This window comes from Actinomyces radicidentis (assembly GCF_001553565.1).
Taxonomy (GTDB): domain Bacteria; phylum Actinomycetota; class Actinomycetes; order Actinomycetales; family Actinomycetaceae; genus Actinomyces; species Actinomyces radicidentis.
In genome coordinates this window covers 2030606-2053524 of record NZ_CP014228.1, presented here as the reverse complement: position 1 = coordinate 2053524, position 22919 = coordinate 2030606, and the positions used below count along the sequence as shown (strand labels likewise).

The window sequence follows — 22919 nt, the reverse complement described above, 5'->3', positions numbered from 1 at the left end:
CGACCATTGTGTACACAATGTGCGCGCCGACGCCCGACCCCGCCGTCGTGCGCCTTGCGCTCCCGGGTCAGACCGCCGCGAGCCAGGTGACTACGCCGGCGGAGGCGTACAGCGTCATGAACTGGACGCCGTACGAGACGCCGAGGCGGTTGAAGGCGCCGCAGACGACGCCGATGAGCAGCACGCCGAAGACGTTGGCGACGCCGGCGTCGATGTAGGCGAGCACGAGGATGAGCGCGATGAAGAGCGCGAGGACGGCCTCGTGCGGCACGTGGCGCATGACGAGGCGCGTGATCTGGCTCGACCACCGCACCGCGATGACGTACGTGGTGACGACGGCGATGAGGGCGCCGATGACCGTGTACACGATGAACTGCGAGGGGCTCAGCAGGTGGTGGAGGTTGTGGTCGAGCGTGTAGACCGTGCCCGCCTGGAACAGCGGCCCGGCCGGCCCGGCCGAGACCCCGGAGATCGGGATGCCCAGCGCCACGAGCGGGATGATGACGCCCGCGAGGTAGGTCGAGTGGGTGAGCGCGCTCATGACCGTGACGGCCCGCTGAGCCTTCTTGACGGGGCCCTTGCCGGCGCGGGCCGCCGCGGACTCGCCGAGCAGGAAGGTGAGCCCCACCGGGGAGAGCACGAAGAGCGGAGTGGAGACGGCGGCCATGGCTGCGCTCCACCAGCCCTCTCCCCGTGTCACGAGCCGCGAGGGGCGCAGCTCGGTCTCGTCGAATCCGGCGCGGGTGAAGCGTGCCTCGGTGAGGTTCCCGTGCGGCAGGGCCGCCCGCAGACGGGCGTTGAGGACCTCGAGCAGAGTGAGGAGCATCGGGCCGACGGTGATGCCGAGGAAGAAGGAGACGTTGACGCTCTTGTCCTCCGCGATGATCCCGTCCGAGCGGTAGAGCGCTGGCAGCGCCTGGAACATGAGGGCGAGCGGGATGATCGAGACGAGGGCGATCACCTTGTTGCGCCCCAGCAGCGCGAGGAGGACGGCGCCGGCGGCGAGGATGACCGGCGCCTGGGCCTTGATGGGCTCGGCGATCGGGGCCAGGAGCCCGGCCAGGGCGAAGGACAGCGGGATGGAGACGACGGTGCCGATCGCGGACCCGACGGCCATCTTCCGGATCGTCGTCGCCGCGAGCCCGCGGGAGCGCAGGAGGACGGCGTGCTCCATGAGCGGAGCGCTCATGACGCCGCCGGGCAGGCCGACGAGCGCCGTCGGGATCGCGTTCATGAGGTTGAGCGTGACGATCGCGGCGACGAAGAAGGACAGGACGACCTCAGGCGCTGCGCCCGCGAGGACGAGGGTGAGGGTGACGGGTGCGAGGACGCTCGTCTCGTCGGTCCCGGGGATGAAGCCGATGAAGGAGTAGAGGACGATCGCGCCGAGGACGGCGACGAGGACGGTTCCGATCATGGCGAGTGTCATCGGGCCCCCTCCCCCGCGGTCGGGAGCGCGGCTGCGTCGTCGGAGGTGTCAGCAGCGCGATCGTCGGTGAGGAGGACCTCGCGCTTGGGCCTCACGACGAGACAGCTGATGACGAAGCCGAGGACGCAACCGCCCAGGCCCCAGAAGAGGGGCTCGGAGCCGGTCGCTCCCGCGATGACGAGGGAGACCACGGCGCAGGCGGCGGAGACGAGGAGGCTCACGAGCAGGTCGCGCGGCGAGACGAGGTCGTTCCAGACCTCGACGTTGGGTCCGTCGGCCGTCGTCGGCGCGGTCCCCGTGGGAGTGGGATCGGGGTTGTGCACGAGGGCCGATGCTAGCGGCTCGGCGCTCCGCCCGCGCCGTGCTCCGGATCTCTCCTCCGGAGCACGTGCCCGTCGGCCGCGCGGCCGCGCCGCACGGATCCGCACAGGCCGGCGGGGCCCCGGCTCAGCCGCGCGGGCCGCGGTAGCGGCGGATGCCGCCGTCGACGCCCGTGAGCGAGTAGGGACCGTCGTCGACGAAGGCGGTGCCGCTGGTGCCCTCGCCGGCGGGGGCGAGGGACTCGGTGAGGACCTGCTCGTACTCCTCGACGGTGAGCGCGGTGCGCGCGTCGAGGCGGGCGCGCTGCGCGGCGGGGTCGCGGCGCTTCTCGAAGCCCTCGGCGACGGCGGCGGTGATGAGCTCGCCGACGGCGCCGGAGCCGTAGGAGAAGAGCGCCAGGCGGTCCCCCGCGGCGACGCTCCCGGCGTCGAGCAGCGAGGCGACGCCCAGCCACAGGGAGGCGGTGTAGCAGTTGCCGATCCGCCGCGAGTAGGCGATGGACTCCTCGTAGCGCTCGTGGATGCGGGTGAGACCGCGCTCGGCGGCCTGCTCCGGGGTGAGGACGCGGGCCAGCGCCTTGCGCCCCATCTTCGTGTAGGGCAGGTGGAAGCACAGGGCCGCGTAGTCGGCCAGGTCGAGGCCGGTGGCGGCGACGTGCGCCTCCCAGGCGCGGGTGAAGGTCTCCATGTAGCACTCGTTGGAGAGCTTGCCGTCGACGCGCGGCACGTCCTCGCCCTCGGGCCGCCAGAAGTCGTAGACGTCAGTGGTGACGGCCGTCGTGGCCGGGTCGATGGCGAGGAGGCGGGGGTCCTCGCGCACGAGCACGGCGACGGCGCCGGCGCCCTGGGTGGGCTCGCCGCCCGTGCGCAGGCCGTAGCGGGCGAGATCGGAGGCGATGACGAGGGCGGTGCGGCCGGGGTGGGCGGCCACGTAGTCCACCGCGGTGAGGAGCCCGGCGGTGCCGCCGTAGCAGGCCTCGCGCAGGTCGAAGGCGCGCACGGCGTCGGGCAGGGAGTACTCCTCGGCGAGGAGCCCGTGGACCATGACTGCCATGGCCTTGGAGGCGTCGACGCCGGACTCGGTGCCGAGCACGATGAGGCCGAGGGCGTCGCGGTCGGCCTGCTCCGTGCGCTCGAGGACGGCGGCGGCGGCGCGGGCACCCAGGGTGACGGCGTCCACCGTGGCCGGGGCGACGGCCATCTCGTCCTGACCGAGGCCGACGTGGAACTTGGCGGGATCGACGTCGCGGGCGAGGGCCAGGTCCGTCATCGGCAGGTAGAGGCCGGGGGTGGCGATCTCGAGGGCGTCGATTCCGATGGGCACGGGATCCTCCAGTGGTGTGGCGTCGTCACCGGCCGGCGCCGTCGTCGGCGCGGTCCGGTGACCGTGGTGCGGGCGCCGCCGCGGGTCGCGCGGCGGGGTGGACCAGGGTGGCCCGAGTGCCCTAGACTACGCCGGATATCTTCTCAGGACGGGGGACGCCATGGACGATGCACGCACCGCTCGGAAGGCCGACGACGGGTCCGTGACCATCGGCTCCACCGCGGTGCCGGCCCCGTTGGAGGACGCCGACGTCGTGCTCGTCGCGGCCGTCCGCACCCCCATGGGGAGGCGGCGCGGGGCCCTGGCGGACCGCAGCGCCGTCGACCTGGGCGTGCTCGCCGTCCGCGGCGCCCTCGACGCCGTGCCCGCGGTGCGCGAGGACGTCGCCCAGGTCATCGTCGGCAACGTCATCCAGGCAGGCTCCGGGCAGAACGTCGCCCGGCAGGTCTCCCTCGGCGCGGGACTGGCGCACGAGGTGCCCGCCACGACCGTCAACGAGGTCTGCGGCTCCGGCCTCAAGGCCGTCGTGCTCGCGGCCCAGCTCATCCAGCTGGGTCGCGCCGAGGTCGTCGTCGCCGCGGGCACCGAGTCCATGACCCGCGCACCGCTCGTCTCCGCCTACGACGCCGAGACCCGCTCCTACGGCGAGGCCCGTCCCTCCCTCATGACGGACGCCCTCGAGGACGCCTTCTCCGGCATGCCCATGGGGCTGACGGCGGAGGAGGTCTCCCAGCGCTGGCGGATCGACCGGGCCTCCCAGGACGCCTGGGCCCTCGCCTCCCAGCAGCGCGCCGCCGCGGCCACCGCGACCGGGGCCTTCGACGCGGAGATCGTGCCGGTCGAGCTGACCGACGGCACCCTCATGACGGCTGACGAGCCCATCCGCGGCGGCTCCACCGCCGAGGGCATCGGCGCCCTGTCCCCCGTGTTCTCCGAGGACGGCGTCGTCACCGCCGCCAACGCCTCCCCGGTCACCGACGGCGCCTCCGCCGTCGTCCTGACCTCCGCCTCCTACGCCCGCGAGCACGGCCTGCCGGTTCTCGCGCGGCTCAGCGACTACGAGGAGATCGCCATCGACCCGGCGGTCATGGGCATCGCGCCGCGCTTCGCGATCCCGGCGCTCCTGGAGCGCAGCGGGCACGCCGTCGGCGACGTCGACTCCTGGGAGGTCAACGAGGCCTTCGCGGTGACGACGGTCGCGGCCACGCGCGAGCTCGGCCTCGAGCCCGAGCGGGTCAACCCCGACGGCGGCGCCATCGCGCTCGGCCACCCGCTCGGCTCGACGGGCGTGCGCCTCCTCGTCACGCTGGCGCACCGGATGGTGCGCGAAGGCCAGTCCCGCGGCGTCGCCTCCCTGTGCGTGGGCGGCGGGCTCGGGCTCGCGGCTCTCCTCGAGCGGCCGGCCGGGCTCGCCGGAACCGACGACGCAGCCGGCGCCGAGGGTGCCGACGCCGGAACCGCTGTCCCCTTCTACCGCCTGAGCCCGGCCGAGCGCCGCGACCGGCTCGTGGCCGACGGCGTCCTCTCCCCCACAGACGCCGAGGTCCTCGCCTCTCCGCTCGGTCTGGACGCGGACACGGCGGCCGGCCTCATCGAGAACCAGGTCGGGCAGACCCACCTGCCCCTCGGTGTGCTTCCCGGCCTCGTCGTCGACGGCCGGTCCTGGACGGTCCCGATGACGACGGAGGAGGCGAGCGTCGTCGCCGCCGCCTCGAACGGGGCGCGGATCGTGCGCGGCGCGGGCGGCTTCCGCACCGAGGTGCCCGGCCGCCTCATGATCGGGCAGGTCGTCCTCGTGAACCCGGTCGCCGAGGACCTCCCGGCGATGGTCACCGCGCTGCGCCCTGAGATCGACGCCGCCGCGGCGCAGGCCTACCCCTCGATCCTCAAGCGCGGCGGCGGCCTGCGCGAGGTGCGCGTGCGCGAGGTCGCCGGCCCCGACGGCACGAGCGCCGACGGAGCACGCGCCCGCGCCTTCGTGTGCGTCGACCTCCTCGTCGACGTCCGCGACGCCCAGGGCGCCAACATCGTCGACGCGATCGCCGAGGCCGTCGCCGATCTCCTGCGCGAGCGTCTGCCGCGCGAGGAGGTCCTCATGGCGATCATCTCCAACGACGCCACGGAGTCCCTCGTCACCGTGTCCTGCGACGTGCCCGCGCACGTCCTCGTCTCCCGACGCGACGCCGCCGCGGCCGGCGTCGGGGCCGAGGGCGGTCCCACCGCGGACTCGGCCGAGGGACGCGCCGTCCTCGAGGGTCTCGGCGCCGAGCAGGCGCGTCGGATCGCGATGGCCTCCGACCTCGCCCAGGTGGACGTCCACCGTGCCGTCACGCACAACAAGGGCGTTATGAACGGCGTCCACGCCGTCGTCCTCTCCGTCGGCAACGACACCCGCGCCATCGAGGCCGGCTGCCACGCCTGGGCGGCACGCGACGGTCGCTACCGCGGCCTGTCGCAGTGGTCGACGACCACCGGTGAGGACGGCGGCGTCGTCCTCCACGGCGAGATGACGCTGCCGCTGCCGATGGCGACGGTGGGCGGCTCGTCGCGGGCGCTGCCCGAGGCGCGGGCCGCCCTGGGGCTGCTCGGCGCGGAGTCCGCCGTCGACCTGGCCCGGGTGGCGGCTGCGACGGGGCTCGCGCAGAACCTCACCGCGCTGCGGGCCCTCGTCACCGACGGCATCCAGCGCGGGCACATGAACCTGCAGGCCCGGGCCCTCGCCATGGCGGTCGGGGCCACCGGCTCGCGGATCGAGGCCGTGGCCGAGGGGCTGCGGCGGGCCGAGCGCATGAACGAGGAGACGGCGAGGTCGATCCTCGCGTCCTTCGACTGACGCCGGGCCTAGAGCAGGATCGTCGCGTAGGTGCCGACCCGCTGGAACCCCAGCCCGGAGTAGAGGCCGAGGGCGGGCTCGTTGAAGTCGTTGACGTAGAGGCTGACGATCCCGTCTGGCCCCAGGTGCTCGGCGCGCACGCGGTCCACCGTCGCGGCGAGCGCCGCGGTCGCGACGCCGCGCCCGCGCAGGTCGTCTCGGGTCCACACGCCGGTCAGCTGGGCGACGGAGGGTCTGCCTCCCCCACCGCGTCGCAGGGCGCCCACGTCCGCCTTGAAGGCCACCTGGGCGGGTCCTCCGGGCATCGGCGGGCGGCCGGTGCCGTCGTCGAGGAGGACGTAGGAGCGGCCCGTGGCGACGAGGTCCTCGACGTGGCGGGCGTAGGAGCCGCCCGAGGCCGTCGGGTCGTAGCCGAGCTCGCCGACGAACATGGCCACCGAGGCGGGCAGGACGAGGCCGGTCTCCTCGACGCGGGCGGCACGCAGGCCCTCGGCCGCCCAGCGCGCCTCCGGCCTCGCCCGGACGGCGCCGTCGGCGAGGCCCCCGGCCGGGAACGGAGCGGCGAGGAGGGGCTGCACCCAGCGCTCCTCGCGGGCGGTCTGCCCGAGGGCTGACAGCTCGGGCCAGACGGACTCGACGTCCTGCGCGGGCCCGGAGACGGAGCCCTGGCGGGTGAGGCGGGCGTGGGCGTGCGCGGCGAGCGAGCGGACCTGGCCGCGGTCGGCGCCGTCGTGGCCGAGCTCGGGCCGCGGCGCGAGGCCGAAGGGCATGAGCGAGCCGGTGGCCCAGGCGGCGCCGTTCGGCCGGGCGGGCCTGCCCAGGACGACGACGTCGCCGCGTCCCCAGCGGGTCCATCGCGACACCTGGTGGGCGAGGGCGAGCCCACCGACCGGCTCGAGGGCGGTCAGCGCCAGGAGTCCCGAGACGCGCTCGGGGCTCACCGGCGTGAGCGGGTGGGTGAGGAGGTGCACGGCGGGTAGGCTCAGACGGGGGCGACGAGGTCGACCCACACGAGGACGACCGTCATGAGGATGAGAAGGACGAGGACCACCTGCCCGACGGGCAGCATGCGGGCGACGTCGACGTAGCCGGGGTCCGGGCGGCCGCGCCAGTGCGCGACCTGCCGCCTGGCACCCTCCCAGAGGGCACCGGCGATGTGCCCGCCGTCCAGCGGGAGCAGCGGGACGAGGTTGAAGGCGAAGAGTGCGAGGTTGAGGGAGCCGAGCAGGCTCAGCATGGAGAACAGACGCGCGGAGAAGGGGATGGTGCCGCCGCCCGAGCCGGTGCCGGCGCTCGTCACCTCGCCGGCGATGCGCCCCATGCCGACGAGCGAGATGAGCCCCTGGGAGCTGCGCTCCTCGAGGCCGAGGCCCGCGGCGACGGCGTGGTAGAGCCCCGAGGGGATGGTGAGGATGGCGCCGAGGGTCTGGCCGACGGCCGTCGTGACGTCCCCGGCGATCTCCCCGGCGGAGGAGCGCACCGTGCCGAGGGCCGGGCCGATGCCGACGTAGGGGCGCTCCTGCGTGACCGTGTTCCCGTCTGAGTCCTTCTTGACGTCGCCGGAGCCGGTGTAGACGGTCCGCTCGACCTCGACGGCGGTGACGGTGAGGGTGAGCTCCTTCCCGGCGCGGTCGACGACGACGGTCGCGGGGCTCGTGCCGGACGCGACGATGGCGTCCTGGACCTGCGTCCACGTGCTCGTCTCCGTGCCGTTCCAGGAGAGGATCTCGTCGCCGACCTGGAACCCGGCGACGGAGGCGGGGGAGGCCGGGTCGGAGCTCGTGCAGGCCGTACCGGCGTCGATGTGGGAGGAGACGCAGGCGGCGACGCTGGAGACGGTCGAGGTGTAGGCGGGCTGGCCGACGACGCCGAGGGCGACGGCGAGCAGGACGATGCCGAGGGCGAGGTTCGTGAGGATGCCGCCGGCCATGACGGCGAGCTTCCGCGGCACGGTGAGGCGGTAGAAGGCGCGGTGCCGCTCGTCCGGGCCGAGCTCGTCGAGGGACTCCTCGCGGGCCTGGGCGATGAGCGAGCCGGGCTTGTCGACGCGCCCGGGCGGGGCGGGCGGGATCATGCCGAGGAGCCGGCAGTAGCCGCCGAGCCAGATCGCCTTGACGCCGTACTCGGTGCCGCCGCGGGTGGTCGACCAGATGCGGGGACCGAAGCCGATGAAGTACTCGGGGACCTTCACGCCGAAGCGCTTGGCGGGCAGCATGTGCCCGAGCTCGTGGAGGGCCACGGACAGCCCGATCCCCACGACGAGGATGAGGACGCCGAGGGCGTAGGCGAGGGCTGTGGGCACGTGGCCTCCTGTGTCATCCGGCTGCGGGCCGGTCGTCGGGTGGGCGGCGGGCGGCCCGGGCTCCGGGCCGCGGGCGGGTCACTCGACGGAGAGCAGGACCTCGACGACGCGGGCGAGGTAGCGGTCGACGCTGGGCTCGTCGTAGGCCTTCTCGCGGCGGGCGGCGCGGAAGGTGGCGCCGCGGACCTCGGCGGAGGCGAGGGCCTTGTCGTCGTCGAAGTAGGCGGAGACGCGGTCCATGAGGGCGTCCACGTCCTCCTTGAGGTAGCCCTGCTTCTCCGCGGGGGCGAAGCGCTCCCCCTCGGGCCGCAGCAGGCGCGGGTAGAGCGTGGTGGCGAGGTCCTGGACCTCGTCCATCCAGGCCTCGCGTCCGTGGTCTGCGACGTACTCGGAGCGTCGGCGCTGCAGGAAGGCCGACTCGAGGCGGTCGAGGGCGGAGTCGACGGCGTCGGGCTGGTAGCCGCCGCGGACGACGTCGAAGGCGACGGTGCGCACGCCCTCGGAGTCCATCTCGTCGATCTCGCCGTCGTCGTAGATCTCGCGGGCGGTGGTGAAGTAGACGTCGACCTGCTCGGGGCGGTAGCCGCGCCGCAGGTGGCCGACCTTGGGGAACATCTCCTCGGAGCCGCGCTTCTCGCTCACGCCTTGGCCCTGCCTCTCTCCTGGTTGAGCACCTCGGTGGCCAGCTGGCCGCAGGCGCCGTCGATGTCGCTGCCGCGGGTGTCGCGCACGGTCGTGGTGATGCCAGCCCGGCGCAGGGTCTCGACGAACTCGTCCTGGGTTTCCTGCGTGGAGCAGGTCCAGATGGAGCCCGGCGTCGGGTTGAGCGGGATGGGGTTGACGTGGGCCCAGCCGTGGCCGCGGGCGTTGAGCTCGTCGGCGAGGCGCTGGGCGCGCCAGGCGTGGTCGTTCATGTCCTTGATGAGGGCGTACTCGATGGACACGCGCCGGCCGGTGGTCTCGTAGTAGTCGTGGGCGGCGTCGAGGAGCTCGCCGACCTTCCACTTGGAGTTGATGGGGATGAGCTCGTCGCGCAGCTCGTCGTCGGGGGCGTGGAGGGAGACGGCCAGGGTGACCGGGAGCCCCTCCCCCGCGAGCTTGCGGATGAGCGGGACGAGGCCGACGGTGGAGACGGTGATGCCGCGGGCGGACAGGCCGAAGCCCTCCGGGGCGGGGTCGATCATGCGGTGGAGGGCGCCGACGACGTTCTTGTAGTTGATCATCGGCTCGCCCATGCCCATGAAGACGACGTTGGACAGGCGGGCGGGGCCGCCGGTGAGGTCGCCGCGCTCGGAGGCCTGGGCGGCGTAGCGGACCTGCTCGACGATCTCCGCGGTGGACAGGTTGCGGGTGAGGCCCATCTGGCCGGTGGCGCAGAAGGGGCAGGCCATGCCGCAGCCGGCCTGGGAGGAGACGCACAGGGTGGTGCGGTCCTTGTAGCGCATGAGGACGGACTCGACGCGGACGCCGTCGTGGAGCTCCCACAGGTGCTTGATGGTGCGGCCGCCGTCGGCGCGCAGGGCGCGGACCTCGTGGATGAGCTCGGGGAGGAGCTCGCCGGCGAGCTGGTCGCGCTGGCCGGCGGGGAGGTCGGTCATGTCCTCGGCATCGCGGGTGAAGCGCGTGAAGTAGTGGCGCGAGAGCTGGTCGGCGCGGAAGGGCTGGAGACCGGCGTCCTTGAGGGCCTTCTTGCGGCCGGCGAGGTCGTAGTCGGCGAGGTGCTTGGGGGCCTTGCCTCGGGCCGGCGGGACCGCGAAGGACAGGCGCGGGCGCGCGTCGGGGCTCGTCGCGCCCTCGGGCGGCTGGTCGGTGGGGAGCACCTGGACCTCGCCGGGGACGGGGCCGGCGGGCCCACGCCGGACGGCGACGGGCTCGGGGCGGCGCGGTGCGCGGCGAGTACGGTCGTTGGGGGTGCTCACGGAGCCTGCGGTCCTCTCGGGTGGGCGTTCTGGCACTGCTGCGCACTCTAGTGCGAGCGGCGGCGGGGGCCCAGGCGGCGCGCTCCGCCGTGTGCGGACGGGTGGGGAGGTCGGCACCCGCAGCGTGGGGGTTCCGGGCCACCGGCTCCGGAACGAGGGCGGCCGCCCGGCCACCGGGCCCGGTCGCCCCTCGCCGGCGCGCCGCCGTCCTCACCAGACGATGAGCGTGAAGAGGTAGACGAGCGGGGCCGCGACGAGGATGGAGTCGAGCCGGTCCATGAGCCCGCCGTGGCCGGGCAGGAGCGTGCCCATGTCCTTGAGGCCGAGGTCGCGCTTGAGGAGCGACTCGCCGAGGTCCCCGAGCGTCGAGACGACGACGGTGCAGGCGCCCAGGAGCGCCCCCGCCCAGACCGGGCCGCCGAGGCCCCACAGGCACCCGGCACCGGCGAGGACGGCGGCCGCCATGGAGCCGGCGAAGCCCTCCCAGGACTTCTTGGGCGAGACGGAGGGCGCCATGGGGTGCTTGCCGAAGGTGATGCCGGCGAGCCAGCCGCCGGTGTCGTTGGCGACGGGCAGGCCGATGAGCATGAGGGTCTTGCCGACGCCCTGGTCCTGGGCGGTGATGAGGACGGCGAATCCCGCGAGGAAGGGCAGGTAGGTGGCAGCGAGGACGGCCGCGGAGGCGGCCACGGAGCGGGAGCGGCGCACGGCGTCGTGGGCCGTGGTGCGCGGGACGCCGTCGTGGTCGGCGCGCTCGAGGGCGGTGCCGGTCTCGGTCTCGGCCTGCTCGAGGAAGGCCCACAGGACGCAGGCGCCGGCGGTGGCGAGGTACGCGCCGAGCGCCGCCTCGGCGCCGACCCGCCAGGCGCACACGGCGATGCCGAGGGTGCCGAGCCACAGGGGCGGCAGCGGGAGGCGGACGTCCTTGCGGGCGAAGGCGCCGGCGAGCTCCCACAGGGCGCCGCAGACGGCGAGGACGGCCACGCCGACGAAGACGACCTTGTTGAAGACGAGGGAGGCGAGGACGGTCCCGATGAGGACGACGGCGACCCCGACGGCGGCGGGCAGGTTGCGCCCCGCGCGCCCGGTAGAGGGCAGCGGGACGTGGTTGCGCGTCGGCGGCGGGGTCAGCAGCGTGCTCAGGAGGCTCACGGGAGGGCGGTTCCTGCTTCCTCGAGGGGCGCCCGACGGGGCGCGGCCTGGTGCGGTCTGGTGGAGACGGGGCCGGCCGGCGCTGCCGGTCGGGCCCGGTGGCGCGGCCGCGCGACCGCGCCCGGCGGAGCCGGCGCCGTCAGGGGCGGCGTCACGGGCGCGGCGGGCCGACCCCGTCGTGGGGCGGCCCGCCGCGCCTGGCGCTCAGACCTCGAGGAGCTCCTTCTCCTTGGCCTCGAGGGCGGCGTCGATCTGCTCGACGAAGCGCTTCGTGAGGGACTCCAGGTCGCCCTCGGCGCGCTTGACGTCGTCCTCGCCGGCCTCGCCGTCCTTCTTGATGGCCTCGAGCTCCTTCTTGGCCTTGCCGCGCACGCCGCGGACCTGGACGCGGGACTCCTCGGCGCGGGACTTGGCGAGCTTGACGTAGTCCTTGCGGCGCTCCTCGGTGAGGGCGGGCAGGGTGACGCGGATGATGTTGCCGTCGTCCGTGGGGTTGACGCCCAGGTCGGACTCGCGGATGGCGCTCGTGATCTGCTTCATCGCGGAGCGGTCGAAGGGGCTCACGATGACGGTACGGGCCTCGGGGATGGTGAGCGAGGCGAGCTGCTGCAGCGGGGTGGGTGCGCCGTAGTAGTCGACCATGATGCCGTTGAACATGGCGGGGTTGGCGCGGCCGGTGCGGATGGAGGCGAGCTCGCGCTTGGCCGCCTCGAGGGCGGACTCCATCTTCTCCTCGGCCTCGAGCATGACGTCGTCGATCATCGGGGTGGAACCTTTCCGTTGGTGTGGCTGGTGGGGGCGGTGAGCCGGGGCCGGTCTCAGACGCTATGGGGGTGCGCGAGGCCGTCGTGGTCTTGTGGGCCAGGGCCTCGCGTATGCAACCTTCGTGGATCACCACCGAGGCGGTCGTTAGGGGACCGCTGCGGGGTGCCGACATGCATAGGAGACCCTGGTGATTACTGAGCGTACAAGCCTGGGGCTGGACGTTCACGCCCGCAGCGTGAGCGCCGCCGCCATCGATACCCTCACCGGCGAGGTGATCCAACGCCGCCTGGACGGCGAGTACAGCCACACCATCGACCTGGCCTCACGCCTGGCCGCCGAGCACGGACCACTGCTGATCACCTACGAGGCAGGCCCCACCGGCTTCGGACTGGCCCGCGAGCTGACCGCCGCGGGCCACCGGGTGCAGGTCGCCGCACCCTCGAAGCTGGCCCGCCCCGCCGGACAGCGGGTCAAGACCGACCGCACCGACGCGATGTTCCTGGCCGAGTGCGCCCTGAACGGCACGATCACGCCCGTGCGCATCCCTACCCTGGCCCAGGAGGGCGCCCGCGACCTGGTGCGATCCCGCGACGACGCCCGCACCGACCTCATGGCCGCCCGCCACCGCCTGTCCAAGATGCTGCTGCGCCGCGGATGGGTCTACCCCGGCAAGACCACCTGGGGACCCGCCCACGACGCTTGGCTGCGCGCACTGCGCCGCGAGGACGTCCCCGCCCTGGGCGCCGGCGCCACCGCGGCCTTCGACGACGCCTACGACACCGTCACCCACGCCCTGGCACGACGCGACCGCCTCGATACCGCCATCGCCGCCCTGGCCGCCGACAGTGAGTTCACCCCCGTCACCGCCCGCCTGTCCTGCCTGAGAGGCATCTCCACACTGACCGGCTTCGCCCTCGCCGTCGAGATCGGCGACTGGCACCGCTTCACCGGCGCGACCATCGCCTCCTACCTCGGACTGGTCCCCTGCGAGCACTCCTCGGGCCAGACCCGCACCCAGGGCGGCATCACCAAGACCGGCAACACCCACGCCCGACGTCTCCTGACCGAAGCCGCCTGGCAGCACAAGAGCCCCTACCGCCCCGGCCCCGCCCTGCGAGCCGCATGGGCCAAGGTCCCCGGGGACGTCGCCACCCGGGCCGACACCGGCAACAGGCGCCTGAACAGGCGCTGGCAGACCCTGGCCAGCCACCACAAACGTCACACGATCGCCAACACCGCCATCGCCCGGGAGCTCGCAGGCTGGTGCTGGTCCCTGGCCGTCATGGACCACTAGAACGCCCACAGACCGCGCTGACCGGCACCACCAGGGCCCAGAGGGGAAGCAGCGTGAGGAGGACACCGGCGATTCGACTGTGAGCACCCCCAAGGGCACGCTCGACCTCAGACAAGCCAGCTCCTCCCACCGAAACCAGCGTCATGCGGCACACAGACCCGCGCATATCAGACTGACCACGCGTCGACACCAGACACGCCACCCCCACCCCACCGGCCAACGCCGAAGAGGGGGCACCCACCGGCCAGTGGATGCCCCCTCTTCACCCTGCCACTTGACAGGAAACCCCTACATATCAGTCGCGGGTGACGAGGGTGCCGATCTTCTCGCCCAGGAGGGCGCGGGTGATGTTGCCGGGCTCGCCCATGCCGAAGACTCGCATGGACAGGCCGTTGTCGCGGCTCATGGCGAAGGCGGAGGCGTCGAGGACCTGGAGGCCGTCGTTGAGGGCGCGCTCGTAGGTGAGGGTCTCGAGGAGCTCGGCGGAGGGGTCCTTGCGCGGGTCGGCGGTGTAGACGCCGTCGACGCCGTTCTTGCCGACGAGGAGCTCGTCGCAGTGGGTCTCGAGGGCGCGCTGGGCGGAGACGGTGTCGGTGGAGAAGTAGGGCAGTCCGGCGCCGGCGCCGAAGACGACGACGCGGCCCTTCTCCATGTGGCGGATGGCCCGCAGCGGGATGTAGGGCTCGGCGACCTGGGTCATCGCGATGGCGGACTGGACGCGGGCCGGCACGCCGGCCTTCTCGATGAAGTCCTGGAGGGCGAGGGCGTTCATGACGGTGCCGAGCATGCCCATGTAGTCGGCGCGGGCGCGGTCCATGCCGCGGGTGGACAGGTCCGCCCCGCGGAAGAAGTTGCCTCCGCCGACGACGACGGCGACCTGGACGCCCTGGCGGACGGCCTCGGCGATCTGGCGGGCGGCGTCGGAGACGACGTCGGCGTCGACGCCGACCTTCCCGCCGCCGAAGACCTCACCCGAGAGCTTGAGCAGGACGCGGCGCGGCCTGGTGGTGGTGGCGGTCTCGGGCTCGGCGGTCATCGCTGCTCTCTCCTGGGTCTCACGCCCCAGTGCGGGGCCCTCGGGGCACGCGGACGCGCACCTCCGGTGGAGCCTACCCGGTTCTCGGTCGGGCCGTGGCCGGGGCCGTCGGGGGCAGGCCTCCGCGGTCCTGTCCGGGGCCCGGCCGGGGACGCGCCCGGGGGCACCATCAGGGCCGTCGTCCGGCTCCGTCGTCGCGGGGTGCGGAGCGCGGGACGAAGCCGCGCTGGACAGCGAAGTCGCGCAGCGCCGCGACCTGACGGGTCATGAGCGAGCGGGCGCTCGCGGCGGCCCGCTCGTCGGTGGTGGAGCGCACGCGCAGCGGCGCGATCTCGAGGGGCCGCCCGTCGCCGTCGACGACGCAGACGCGCAGGACGAGGTCGTTGGTGGGGCTGGACTCGTCGGGCACCTCCCGCTCGGTGACGGCGAAGCCCGCGGCGTCCGCGGGCCACGGCGCGCGGCGCCGGCCGAGGCGCAGCCCGTCAGCGTCGGCGGTCGCCCGGCGGGCGCGCGCCCAGCCGCGGGCGAGCAGGTGCGCGATCCAGGTGACGAGCGCGAGGACGGGCAGGGCGAGCAGGTCGTCCGGCTGCGCGCCGTCGGAGAGGACGGCGGCCAGGAGGAGGGCGCCGAGGCCGAAGGCGACCCCGAGGGGGACGAGCGCGGTCTGGTCGCTCGTGCGGGTCATCGTCAGGACGTCCTGGGCGGGCACCGCTCCTCGGGCCAGGGAGAAGGGCGGCTCATCGAGTCCGAGCGGACGGTTCCTCTGCGCACGGGCGTCGTCCGGCCGGGGGCTGCTCATGGGGCACCGTAGCGGGCGGGACGCGCGGGACCCCCGCGAGCCGTGGCTCGCGGGGGTCCCGGGAGGTCTGCGGGTCGTCCGGCGGTGCCGGGCGGTCCACAGGGGGGCGGTGCGATCAGGCGCCGACGCGGAAGCGGAGGAAGCCGGTGATCTCGCCGCCGGTGGCCTCGATGACCTTGCCGACCGTGGTCTTGGGGTCCTTGGCGAAGGCCTGCTCGACGAGGCAGTTCTCCTTGAAGTAGCCGCCGAGACGACCCTCGACGATCTTCGGGATGGCCTTCTCGGGCTTGCCCTCGGCGCGGGTGGTCTCCTCGGCGATCTGACGCTCCTTGGCGACGACGTCCTCGGGGACGTCCTCGCGGGTGAGGTAGAGCGGGGAGTAGGCGGCGACGTGCATCGCGATGTCGTGCGCGGCCTCGGCGCCCTTGGCGTCGGTGCCCACGAGGACGGCGACCTGGGCGGGCAGGTCGGGGTTGGTGCGGTGCAGGTAGAGCTCGACGGCGGGGGCCGAGAGGCGGCCGACGCGGCGGACGACGATCTTCTCGCCGATGACGGCCTGCATGCCGTCGGTGAGCTCCTTGACGCTCTGGCCGTCGACGGACACCTCGTTGAGGGCCTCGACGTCCTCGGCGCCGGACTCGACGGCGGCCGCGAGGACCTTGTCCGAGAACTCGATGAACTTCTCGTTCTTGGCGACGAAGTCGGTCTCGGCGTTGATCTCGACGAGGACGCCGGTCTGGCCCTCGACGGAGTCGACGACCTTGGCGGCGATGAGGCCGGCGGAGGCCGAGCGGCCCTCGCGCTTGGCGATGCCCTTGAGGCCCTTGACGCGGATGATCTCGATGGCCTTCTCGGCGTCGCCGTTGGCCTCGTCGAGGGCCTTCTTGACGTCGAGCATGCCGGCGCCGGTCTTCTCGCGCAGCGCCTTGATGTCAGCGGTGGTGTAGTTCGCCATGGAATGTCTCCTTGGAAGCTGGTGTCGGGTGCTGGAGGGGACTCAGGCCTGCTCGGAGGGCTGCTCGGCGTCGGCGGCCGGGGCGGCCTCCTCGGCAGCGGCCTCGGCGGGGGCCTCGGTGGACTCGGCGCCGGCGAGGAGCTGGGCCTCCCACTCGGGCAGGGGCTCGGCGTCGGCGGTGCCGGCGTCGGCCTCCTCACCGGTGCGGGCCTTGCCGCCGGAGCGGGCGAGGAGGCCCTCGGCGGCGGCGTCGGCGACGACGCGGGTGAGCAGCGTGACGGCGCGGATGGCGTCGTCGTTGCCCGGGATGCCGTAGGTGACCTCGTCGGGGTCGCAGTTGGTGTCGAGGATGGCGACGACCGGGATGCCCAGCTTCTGGGCCTCGGCGATGGCCAGGTGCTCCTTCTTGGTGTCGACGACCCAGATGGCGGCCGGGAGCTTGGACATGTCGCGGATGCCGCCGAGGGTCTTCTGCAGCTTGTCCTTCTCGCGGCGCATCATGAGCAGCTCCTTCTTCGTGTGACCGGAGGAGGCCACGTCGTCGAAGTCGATCTGCTCGAGCTCCTTCATGCGGTCCAGGCGGGCGCGCACGGTGGAGAAGTTGGTGAGCATGCCGCCGAGCCAGCGCTGGTTGACGTAGGGCATGCCGACGCGCTGGGCCTGCTCGGCCACGGCGGCCTGGGCCTGCTTCTTGGTGCCGACGAAGAGGATGTTGCCGCCGCGGGCGACGGTCTCCTTGACGAAGTCGTAGGCGGTGTTGATGCCGTCGACCGACTGCTGGAGGTCGATGACGTAGATGCCGTTGCGCTCGGTGAGGATGAAGCGCTTCATCTTCGGGTTCCAACGGCGGGTCTGGTGGCCGAAGTGGACGCCGGACTCGAGGAGCTGACGCATGGTGACGATCGCCATGACGGTCCTTTCGCGCGCGACCGGGAGGTTGCCCGGCGCGCAGTTCATCAGGGGACGGTGCCCGCCGCTGGTGCGACGGCGTCCCGGGTTGTGGTGGTTGATCCCCGTTGACCGGAGGACCCGCTCGGGACGGGCCGCGGCTCGTCGGCCGGTCCGGGAGGACCGCCCGCGATGGGGCCTGGTGCCCGCGACTCACGGCCGCCCGCCGTCCTCGGGTGAGGGGTGGCGGGACCTCGGCCGCGGGTCCGAAAGGACTCCCGGGCTCGGGGCGGACAGGGCCGCTCGGGCGCCGGGTACGGGCACGCGAAGTCAGCCGTTGCGGTCCGATCCGGACGAGTCCGGGGGACGAACCTCAGACGACTGCGCGGGCGAGGCTACCACAGCGAGGCAGCGACACCTCCGGGGATCCGCGTCCTTCCGGGCCTCTCGCGGTGTCGTGCCCGTCACGTGCCGGTGCTGCCGCGAGTCCGGGCGCAGCGGTACCGGCGCGTCCGGCGGGTCCGGCCGGTCCGACAACCTCGAGCCGGGCTCCACAGGGGCCGGTCGTGAGGACCCGGTCCCCAGGGCTCGGAGACGGAGCGGCGGGGTCGAGCGGCGGGCCGTCACGCTCGGGGCATGAGCAGCGCAGTCGCAGGCACTCCCCCGTTCCCCGACCACTCGCCCCACGGCTCCCGTACCGCCCGGGGACGCGTCGCCGGTGCGTTCCGGCGACGACGGCGTCGCCTCCTCCCCGCGGCCGCGGGCCTCGTGTCCGTGGCGGGGCTGCTGCTGAGCCCCGCGGCCCCCGCGGTCTCCGGGCAGCCGACGGCGCCCCGGGCGGCGGCCGCGGTCGCCGCCCCGGCAGCGGTCGAGTCCCCGGTCCCGCGAGGCGAGTACGGCTGGCCGACGGGCGCGCTCGGCGTCGTCCTGGAGGACTTCGACCCGCCCGCCGTGCGCTGGGGCACCGGCCACCGGGGCGTCGACCTCTCGCTCGCGGCCGGCTCACCCGTGCTCGCCGCGGCAGACGGCACCGTCGCCTTCGCGGGCACCGTCGCCGGGAGGCCGGTCGTCTCCATCGACCACGCGGACGGGATCCGCACCACCTACGAGCCGGTCGAGGCGAGCGTCTCCGCCGGCGACGCCGTCACGCGGGGACAGACCATCGGCACCCTGGTGGCCGGTCACCGCGCGGACGGCGCCGACGCGCTGCACTGGGGCGCGCGCACGGGGCCGAAGGAGTACGTCAACCCGTTGCGCCTCATCTCGCCCCCGGTCATCCGGCTCAAGCCGGTCGGTGGCAGGGGCTGAGGCGGTGCGCCGCGGGCGTCGCGCGTCTCAGGCGCGGGGGAAGGCCTGCTCGTAGACGCTGCGCAACCGCTCGGCGGAGACGTGAGTGTAGCGCTGGGTGGTCGCGAGCGAGGAGTGCCCGAGGAGCTCCTGGACGCTGCGCAGGTCCGCGCCGCCGGACAGGACGTGGGTCGCGGCCGAGTGGCGCAGGCCGTGGGGGCCGAGGTCCGGGACGTCGGCGGCCGCGGCGGCGCGGTGCACGACGTCGCGCACGGCCCGCGGGTCGATGCGCCGTCCGCGCGCCCCGAGCAGCAGCGCTCCCCCGGCGTCGCGGGCCGCGAGCGCGGAGCGCTCGGCGAGCCAGGCGTCGACGGCGCGCGCGGCGGGCGTCCCGTAGGGGACGGTGCGCTCCTTGTCGCCCTTCCCGAGGACGCGGAGGGTGCGGTTGGTGCGGTCGAGGTCGCTGACGTCGAGGCCGCAGAGCTCGGAGACGCGCACGCCTGTGGCGTAGAGGAGCTCGAGGAGGGCGCGGTCGCGCACGGCGAGGGCGTGCACGCGGGCCCGAGCCGCGGGCGTGTCATCACCCGGCTCGCGCTGGTCGTCGCCGCCGTCCGCGGTCCCGGCGCCGCGCTCGGCCCGCTCGGCCGCGACGGCGAGGAGCCGCTCGGCCTGCTCACGGGTGAGGACGGAGGGCAGGCGGTTGTCGGCGCGCGGCGAGCGCAGGCGGGCGCCGACGTCGGAGGCGAGGAGCCCGGAGCGGTCCGCCCAGGTGGAGAAGGTGCGGCAGGCGGCGGCGCGGCGGGCGACGGTGGCGCGGGAGTGGCCGGAGGCGGCGAGCTCGGCGAGCCAGGCGCGCAGGTCGGCGAGGTCGAGGCTCGCGAGGGCTCCGCCGACGGGCTCGGTCTCACCCGGGCCCACACCGAGGAAGGTGAGGAGGTCCTCGAGGTCGCCGCAGTAGGCGCGCACGGTGTGCTCGGAGAGCCCGCGCTGGAGGGAGAGGTGGCGGAACCAGGCGTCGAGGAGCTCGCCCCGCGTGCCAGGTCGCCCGGCCGCACCGGCAGCGCCTGCGCCGTCCCGCTCGTTCCGCTCCGTCATGCGCCCAGGCTACGCGCGCCTCCAGCGGCCGCCTTCCGTGCGAGCCCGGCCCGCGAGCTCGAGGAGGCCGAGGGCGGCGGTCGTCCCGCGGACGGACAGGCCGGCGGCTCGGGCGAGGGACTCGGGCGTGGCGGAGCCCCTGGCGGGCAGGGCGTCGAGGACCGCTGCGGAGTCGCCGTCGAGCCCGTCGAGGAGGCCGGTGCCCGCGTTGACGGGGTCGGCGGCCTTGAGGGCGTCAGGGTCGGTGGCGCCGAGCGGGAGGACGAGCTCGAGGGCCTCGGCGGCGTCGGTGACGCAGACGGCGCCCTCACGCAGGAGGCGGTGGCATCCCACGGAGCCCATGGAGGTGACGGGCCCGGGCACGGCGCCGAGCGGCCGTCCGAGGTCGCGGGCGTGCCGGGCGGTGGACAGGGCGCCGGAGCGCCAGGCGGCCTCGACGACGACGGTGGCGCCCGCGAGCGCGGCGATGAGGCGGTTGCGGGTGAGGAAGCGGTGCCGGGCGGGCTGGCTGCCGGGCGGGACCTCGGCGACGAGCGCGCCGGCCGCGATGACGGCGCGGAGGAGGTCGGCGTTGCCGGCGGGGTAGAGGCGGTCCACTCCCCCGGCGGAGACGGCGAGCGTCGTCGCCGCTCCCCCGGCGGGGCCCGGCGCGGTCGAGGCCGCGAGGGCGCCGCGGTGGGCGGCCGCGTCGATGCCGAAGGCCCCGCCAGAGACGACGGCGGCGCCGTGCTCGACGAGCTCGCGGGCCACGGTGGAGGCGACGCGCTCGCCGTAGGGGCTCGCGTCGCGGGCGCCGACGACGGCGAGGAGCGGCCCGGACCCGGTCGCGCGTCCGGCCTGCGGAGCGCCGGCACCCGAGCCCCCGGTGAGCGCTCGGGGGTCGCCCCGCACCCACAGGCAGTGCGGCGGGTGCTCGAGCTCGTCGAGTCCCTCGGGCCAGGCCTCGTCCCCGGGGACGAGGAGCGTGCCGCCGAGGCGCTCGAGGACCTCGATCTCCCGGCGTACGTCGAGCCCGTCGAGTCGGGGCGCCCAGCGTCCGGCCGCCCGCGCCCACCAGACGGAGGCGGCTGAGGCGTCGCCGCGCGGGCGCAGGGGCGGTCGGGGAGCCGAGCGGGGCTCGCCGTCGGCGTCGAGGGCGTCCTCGAGGAACCAGCGGGTGGCCTCCTCGGGGCCGAGGGCGGTCACGAGGGCGGTGGCGGCGCGGTCGGCGGGCTCGGTGAGCCGGGACCAGGAGGCGCGCAGGAGGTCGGCCCTCTCGGCCTCGAGGAGCCGGCGCAGGCGGTCCGCGCCGGCTCGCGGGCCCGTGGCGGCGGCTCCGGCCTCGGCGGTGCTCGTTCCTGTCGTCGTCACGGGCGTGCTCCTCTCGTGCGAAGGGCCAGGGCGGCCCCGAGGTCGGTGGGCGCGGGTGCGTCGTGTCCCGCGAGGAAGGCGAGGGTCCAGGCGAGGCGGAGCACGCGGTCGACGCCCCGCAGGGAGAGGTCGCCGCGGTCGAGGGCTCCCATGAGCCGTCCGACGAGCGCCGGGTCCGTGCCCGAAGCTGCCGAGCGGATCCAGGACCCGGGGACCTCGCTCATGAGCCGCCAGGGCGTCTCCGCCAGGTGCCGGGCGGCGCGATCGCGAGCCTCCGCGACGCGCCCGGCCACGACGGCGCTCGGCTCACCGCGCGCACCGTCGGCGAGGTCCGCGGCGGACACGGGACCGACCTCGACCTGGATGTCGACGCGGTCCAGCAGCGGGCCGGAGAGCCTGGAGAAGTACCGCCGCCGCTGCAGGGACGTGCAGGTGCACTCCAGGCCCCGGCCTCCCGCCTTGCCGCAGGGGCAGGGGTTGGCGGCGAGGACGAGCTGGAAGGCGGCGGGGTAGGTGGCGCGTCCTCCGGCGCGGTCGATGGTGACCCGGCCGGACTCGAGGGGCTGGCGCAGGCAGTCGAGGACGCCGGCGGGGAACTCCGGCGCCTCGTCGAGCAGGAGCACGCCGCGGTGCGCCAGCGAGACGTCACCGGGCCGCGGCGTCCCCGATCCCCCGCCGACGACGGCGGCGCGGGTCGCGGTGTGGTGGGGGCTGCGCAGCGGCGGCACGGTGAGCAGCCCGGTCTCGGCGCGGAAGAGTCCGGCCACCGAGTGCAGGGAGGTGACGGTGACGGCGTCCTCGGGTTCGAGCGGAGGCAGGATCGAGGGCAGGCGCTCGGCGAGCATCGTCTTGCCGGCGCCCGGCGGTCCGACGAGGAGCAGGTGGTGCCCGCCGGCGGCGGCGACCTCGAGGGCGTGGCGGGCCTCGTCCTGGCCGACGACGTCGGCGAGGTCCGGCACCCGGCGGGGCTCGGCGCCGTCGGGCGGCCGCGACGCGGCATCGGCCGCGCGGCCGCGGGCGCGCCGCGCCAGCTCGGTGACGGCGCTCGGGACCTTCCCACCGAGCCCCTCGATGACCTCGGCGAGGTGGGCCGCGCCGGTGACCCTGGCTCCGGGGACGAGGGAGGCCTCGGGGACGGCGGCGGCCGCGACGACGACGTCACTGACCCCGGCCTCGACGGCGGCACGGACGGCGGGCAGGATCCCGCGGACGGGATGGAGGCTGCCGTCGAGACCGAGCTCGCCGATGAGGACCGTCCTTCCGAGCGCCTCGACCCCACGGCGCGGGAGGTCCCCCCGGGCTCCGAGGACCGCGAGCGCGAGCGCGGCGTCGAAGCCGGTGCCGGTCTTGGGCAGGTCCGCCGGGGAGAGGTTGACGGTGACCCGGCGCTCGCCCCAGGCGACCCCGCAGGTGGACAGGGCGGCGCGGACGCGTTCGCGGGACTCGCGCACGGCGGCGTCGGGCAGGCCGACGAGGGTGAAGCCGGGCAGCCCGGCCGAGGAGTGTGCCTCGACCTCGACGAGGTGGCCGGTCAGGCCCGTGAGGGTGACGGCGAGGGCGCCGGCGAGGCCCATCAGAGTCCGACCCCGCGGTGGTGGCGGACGAGGGGCGTGCGTCCGGGCGGTGCGAGGACGGAGACGACGTCGACGCGCACGGGGGTGCGCAGGACCTCGTGGTCGACGGCCCAGGCGACGGCGAGCGCGCGCAGCCGGGCGAGCTTGGCGGGGCCGACGGCCTCGGCGGGCTCACCCATGGCGGTCGAGGTGCGGGTCTTGACCTCGACGGCGACGAGAGTCATGCCGCCCCCGTGCTCGGGCGGCTCGAGGGCGACGAGGTCGAGCTCGCCGCGCAGGCCTCCGCCGGGGCGCCAGTTGCGGTCGAGGACGGTCCAGCCGGCGTCGGTGAGGTAGCGGGCGGCGAGCTCCTCGCCCGCTCGTCCGGTCTCGCGCCGTCGGCGGGCGGCCTCGCGGCGTCGCTCGGTCGCGGCGTCGGGGCTCGGTTCCGGTGCCCGTCCGGCGGCGGGCCGGGGCAGGGGCTCAGTGCTGGTTCGGGTGCGTGGGCTCACGCGGATCACCTCCGCGATGAGCCTGCGCGTCCGGGGCCTCCGCGCACTGGGCGGTGCGCCGGCGCTGTGGAGGAGCCCGTCAGGGCAGTCGCTTGTGGGGCCCGGG

At 74.7% G+C, this 22919-nt stretch carries 20 protein-coding genes; 3 read left to right on the top strand and 17 right to left on the bottom strand.

The genetic code is table 11. The features are described from left to right. Positions 1-67: 67 nt before the first annotated feature. From AXF14_RS08805 to AXF14_RS08795, 3 genes are all read right to left on the bottom strand, one after another. Complete coding sequence (locus tag AXF14_RS08805) at positions 68-1429, bottom strand: tripartite tricarboxylate transporter permease (protein WP_067942583.1); 1362 nt, start codon at positions 1427-1429, stop codon at positions 68-70. Continuing rightward, entirely contained in the window at positions 1426-1752 is a 327-nt protein-coding gene (locus AXF14_RS08800) for a hypothetical protein (RefSeq protein WP_067942581.1), read from the bottom strand. The genes AXF14_RS08805 and AXF14_RS08800 overlap by 4 nt, the downstream gene beginning before the upstream one ends. A 124-nt stretch (positions 1753-1876) precedes the next feature. Continuing rightward, positions 1877-3073 (bottom strand): hydroxymethylglutaryl-CoA synthase, encoded by a 1197-nt coding sequence (locus AXF14_RS08795; protein ID WP_067942579.1) that lies wholly within the window; start codon positions 3071-3073, stop codon positions 1877-1879. Positions 3074-3233: 160 nt separating this feature from the next. Here AXF14_RS08795 and AXF14_RS13300 point away from each other — a divergent pair, with 160 nt between their 5' ends. Then, positions 3234-5906, top strand: coding sequence for an acetyl-CoA C-acyltransferase (locus tag AXF14_RS13300; protein WP_084355474.1), 2673 nt, complete (start codon positions 3234-3236; stop codon positions 5904-5906). 8 nt (positions 5907-5914) lie between these two features. On the opposite strand, the gene AXF14_RS08785 is transcribed toward AXF14_RS13300, so the two are convergent. From AXF14_RS08785 to frr, 6 genes are all read right to left on the bottom strand, one after another. Continuing rightward, the gene (locus AXF14_RS08785; protein WP_067942578.1) at positions 5915-6877 is read right to left on the bottom strand and encodes a GNAT family N-acetyltransferase; all 963 of its coding nucleotides are present in this window, start codon (positions 6875-6877) and stop codon (positions 5915-5917) included. 11 nt (positions 6878-6888) lie between these two features. Further along, on the bottom strand, positions 6889-8208 hold the full coding sequence (locus AXF14_RS08780; RefSeq protein ID WP_067942576.1) for a M50 family metallopeptidase: 1320 nt from the start codon (positions 8206-8208) through the stop codon (positions 6889-6891). A gap of 78 nt (positions 8209-8286) precedes the next feature. Beyond that, the gene (locus tag AXF14_RS08775; RefSeq protein ID WP_067944257.1) at positions 8287-8823 is read right to left on the bottom strand and encodes a DivIVA domain-containing protein; all 537 of its coding nucleotides are present in this window, start codon (positions 8821-8823) and stop codon (positions 8287-8289) included. A gap of 23 nt (positions 8824-8846) precedes the next feature. Beyond that, positions 8847-10127: a dual-specificity RNA methyltransferase RlmN gene (gene rlmN / locus AXF14_RS08770; protein WP_067942574.1), complete on the bottom strand. Its 1281-nt coding sequence runs from the start codon at positions 10125-10127 to the stop codon at positions 8847-8849. A gap of 210 nt (positions 10128-10337) precedes the next feature. Then, complete coding sequence (locus AXF14_RS08765) at positions 10338-11270, bottom strand: phosphatidate cytidylyltransferase (protein WP_067944255.1); 933 nt, start codon at positions 11268-11270, stop codon at positions 10338-10340. A gap of 213 nt (positions 11271-11483) precedes the next feature. Further along, positions 11484-12041, bottom strand: a complete 558-nt coding sequence (gene frr / locus AXF14_RS08760; RefSeq protein WP_067942572.1) for a ribosome recycling factor — start codon at positions 12039-12041, stop codon at positions 11484-11486. Between the two features lie 190 nt (positions 12042-12231). Between frr and AXF14_RS08755 the strand changes: the two genes are divergently transcribed. Then, positions 12232-13338, top strand: a complete 1107-nt coding sequence (locus tag AXF14_RS08755; protein ID WP_067940495.1) for an IS110 family RNA-guided transposase — start codon at positions 12232-12234, stop codon at positions 13336-13338. Positions 13339-13633: 295 nt separating this feature from the next. Here the strand turns inward: AXF14_RS08755 and pyrH are convergent, their stop codons facing one another. The 4 genes from pyrH to rpsB all read right to left on the bottom strand — a co-directional run bounded on the left by pyrH (position 13634) and on the right by rpsB (position 17037). Next, positions 13634-14374 carry a UMP kinase gene (gene pyrH / locus AXF14_RS08750; RefSeq protein ID WP_067942570.1) on the bottom strand — a complete coding sequence of 247 codons (741 nt, stop codon included), beginning with the start codon at positions 14372-14374 and terminating at the stop codon, positions 13634-13636. 169 nt (positions 14375-14543) lie between these two features. Then, positions 14544-15173: a hypothetical protein gene (locus tag AXF14_RS08745; protein WP_150118458.1), complete on the bottom strand. Its 630-nt coding sequence runs from the start codon at positions 15171-15173 to the stop codon at positions 14544-14546. A gap of 115 nt (positions 15174-15288) precedes the next feature. Beyond that, a complete protein-coding gene (gene tsf / locus AXF14_RS08740) occupies positions 15289-16128 on the bottom strand; it encodes a translation elongation factor Ts (RefSeq protein ID WP_067942566.1) in 840 nt (279 codons plus the stop codon). Between the two features lie 42 nt (positions 16129-16170). Further along, complete coding sequence (gene rpsB, locus AXF14_RS08735) at positions 16171-17037, bottom strand: 30S ribosomal protein S2 (RefSeq protein ID WP_067942564.1); 867 nt, start codon at positions 17035-17037, stop codon at positions 16171-16173. 615 nt (positions 17038-17652) lie between these two features. On the opposite strand from rpsB, the gene AXF14_RS13985 reads away from it, so the two are divergent. Continuing rightward, positions 17653-18324, top strand: a complete 672-nt coding sequence (locus AXF14_RS13985; protein WP_169798261.1) for a murein hydrolase activator EnvC family protein — start codon at positions 17653-17655, stop codon at positions 18322-18324. A 27-nt stretch (positions 18325-18351) separates the two neighbouring features. On the opposite strand, the gene AXF14_RS08725 is transcribed toward AXF14_RS13985, so the two are convergent. From AXF14_RS08725 to AXF14_RS08710, 4 genes are read right to left on the bottom strand one after another with little or no spacing between them, the layout of a single operon-like run. Beyond that, entirely contained in the window at positions 18352-19398 is a 1047-nt protein-coding gene (locus AXF14_RS08725) for a tyrosine recombinase XerC (protein WP_067942562.1), read from the bottom strand. 9 nt (positions 19399-19407) lie between these two features. Further along, complete coding sequence (gene dprA, locus AXF14_RS08720; RefSeq protein ID WP_417861821.1) at positions 19408-20748, bottom strand: DNA-processing protein DprA; 1341 nt, start codon at positions 20746-20748, stop codon at positions 19408-19410. After that, positions 20745-22322 carry a YifB family Mg chelatase-like AAA ATPase gene (locus AXF14_RS08715; protein ID WP_067942560.1) on the bottom strand — a complete coding sequence of 526 codons (1578 nt, stop codon included), beginning with the start codon at positions 22320-22322 and terminating at the stop codon, positions 20745-20747. Before AXF14_RS08715 ends, dprA begins: the two co-directional genes overlap by 4 nt. Next, the gene (locus AXF14_RS08710) at positions 22322-22813 is read right to left on the bottom strand and encodes a YraN family protein (protein WP_236755438.1); all 492 of its coding nucleotides are present in this window, start codon (positions 22811-22813) and stop codon (positions 22322-22324) included. The genes AXF14_RS08715 and AXF14_RS08710 overlap by 1 nt, the downstream gene beginning before the upstream one ends. Between the last annotated feature and the right edge of the window lie 106 nt (positions 22814-22919).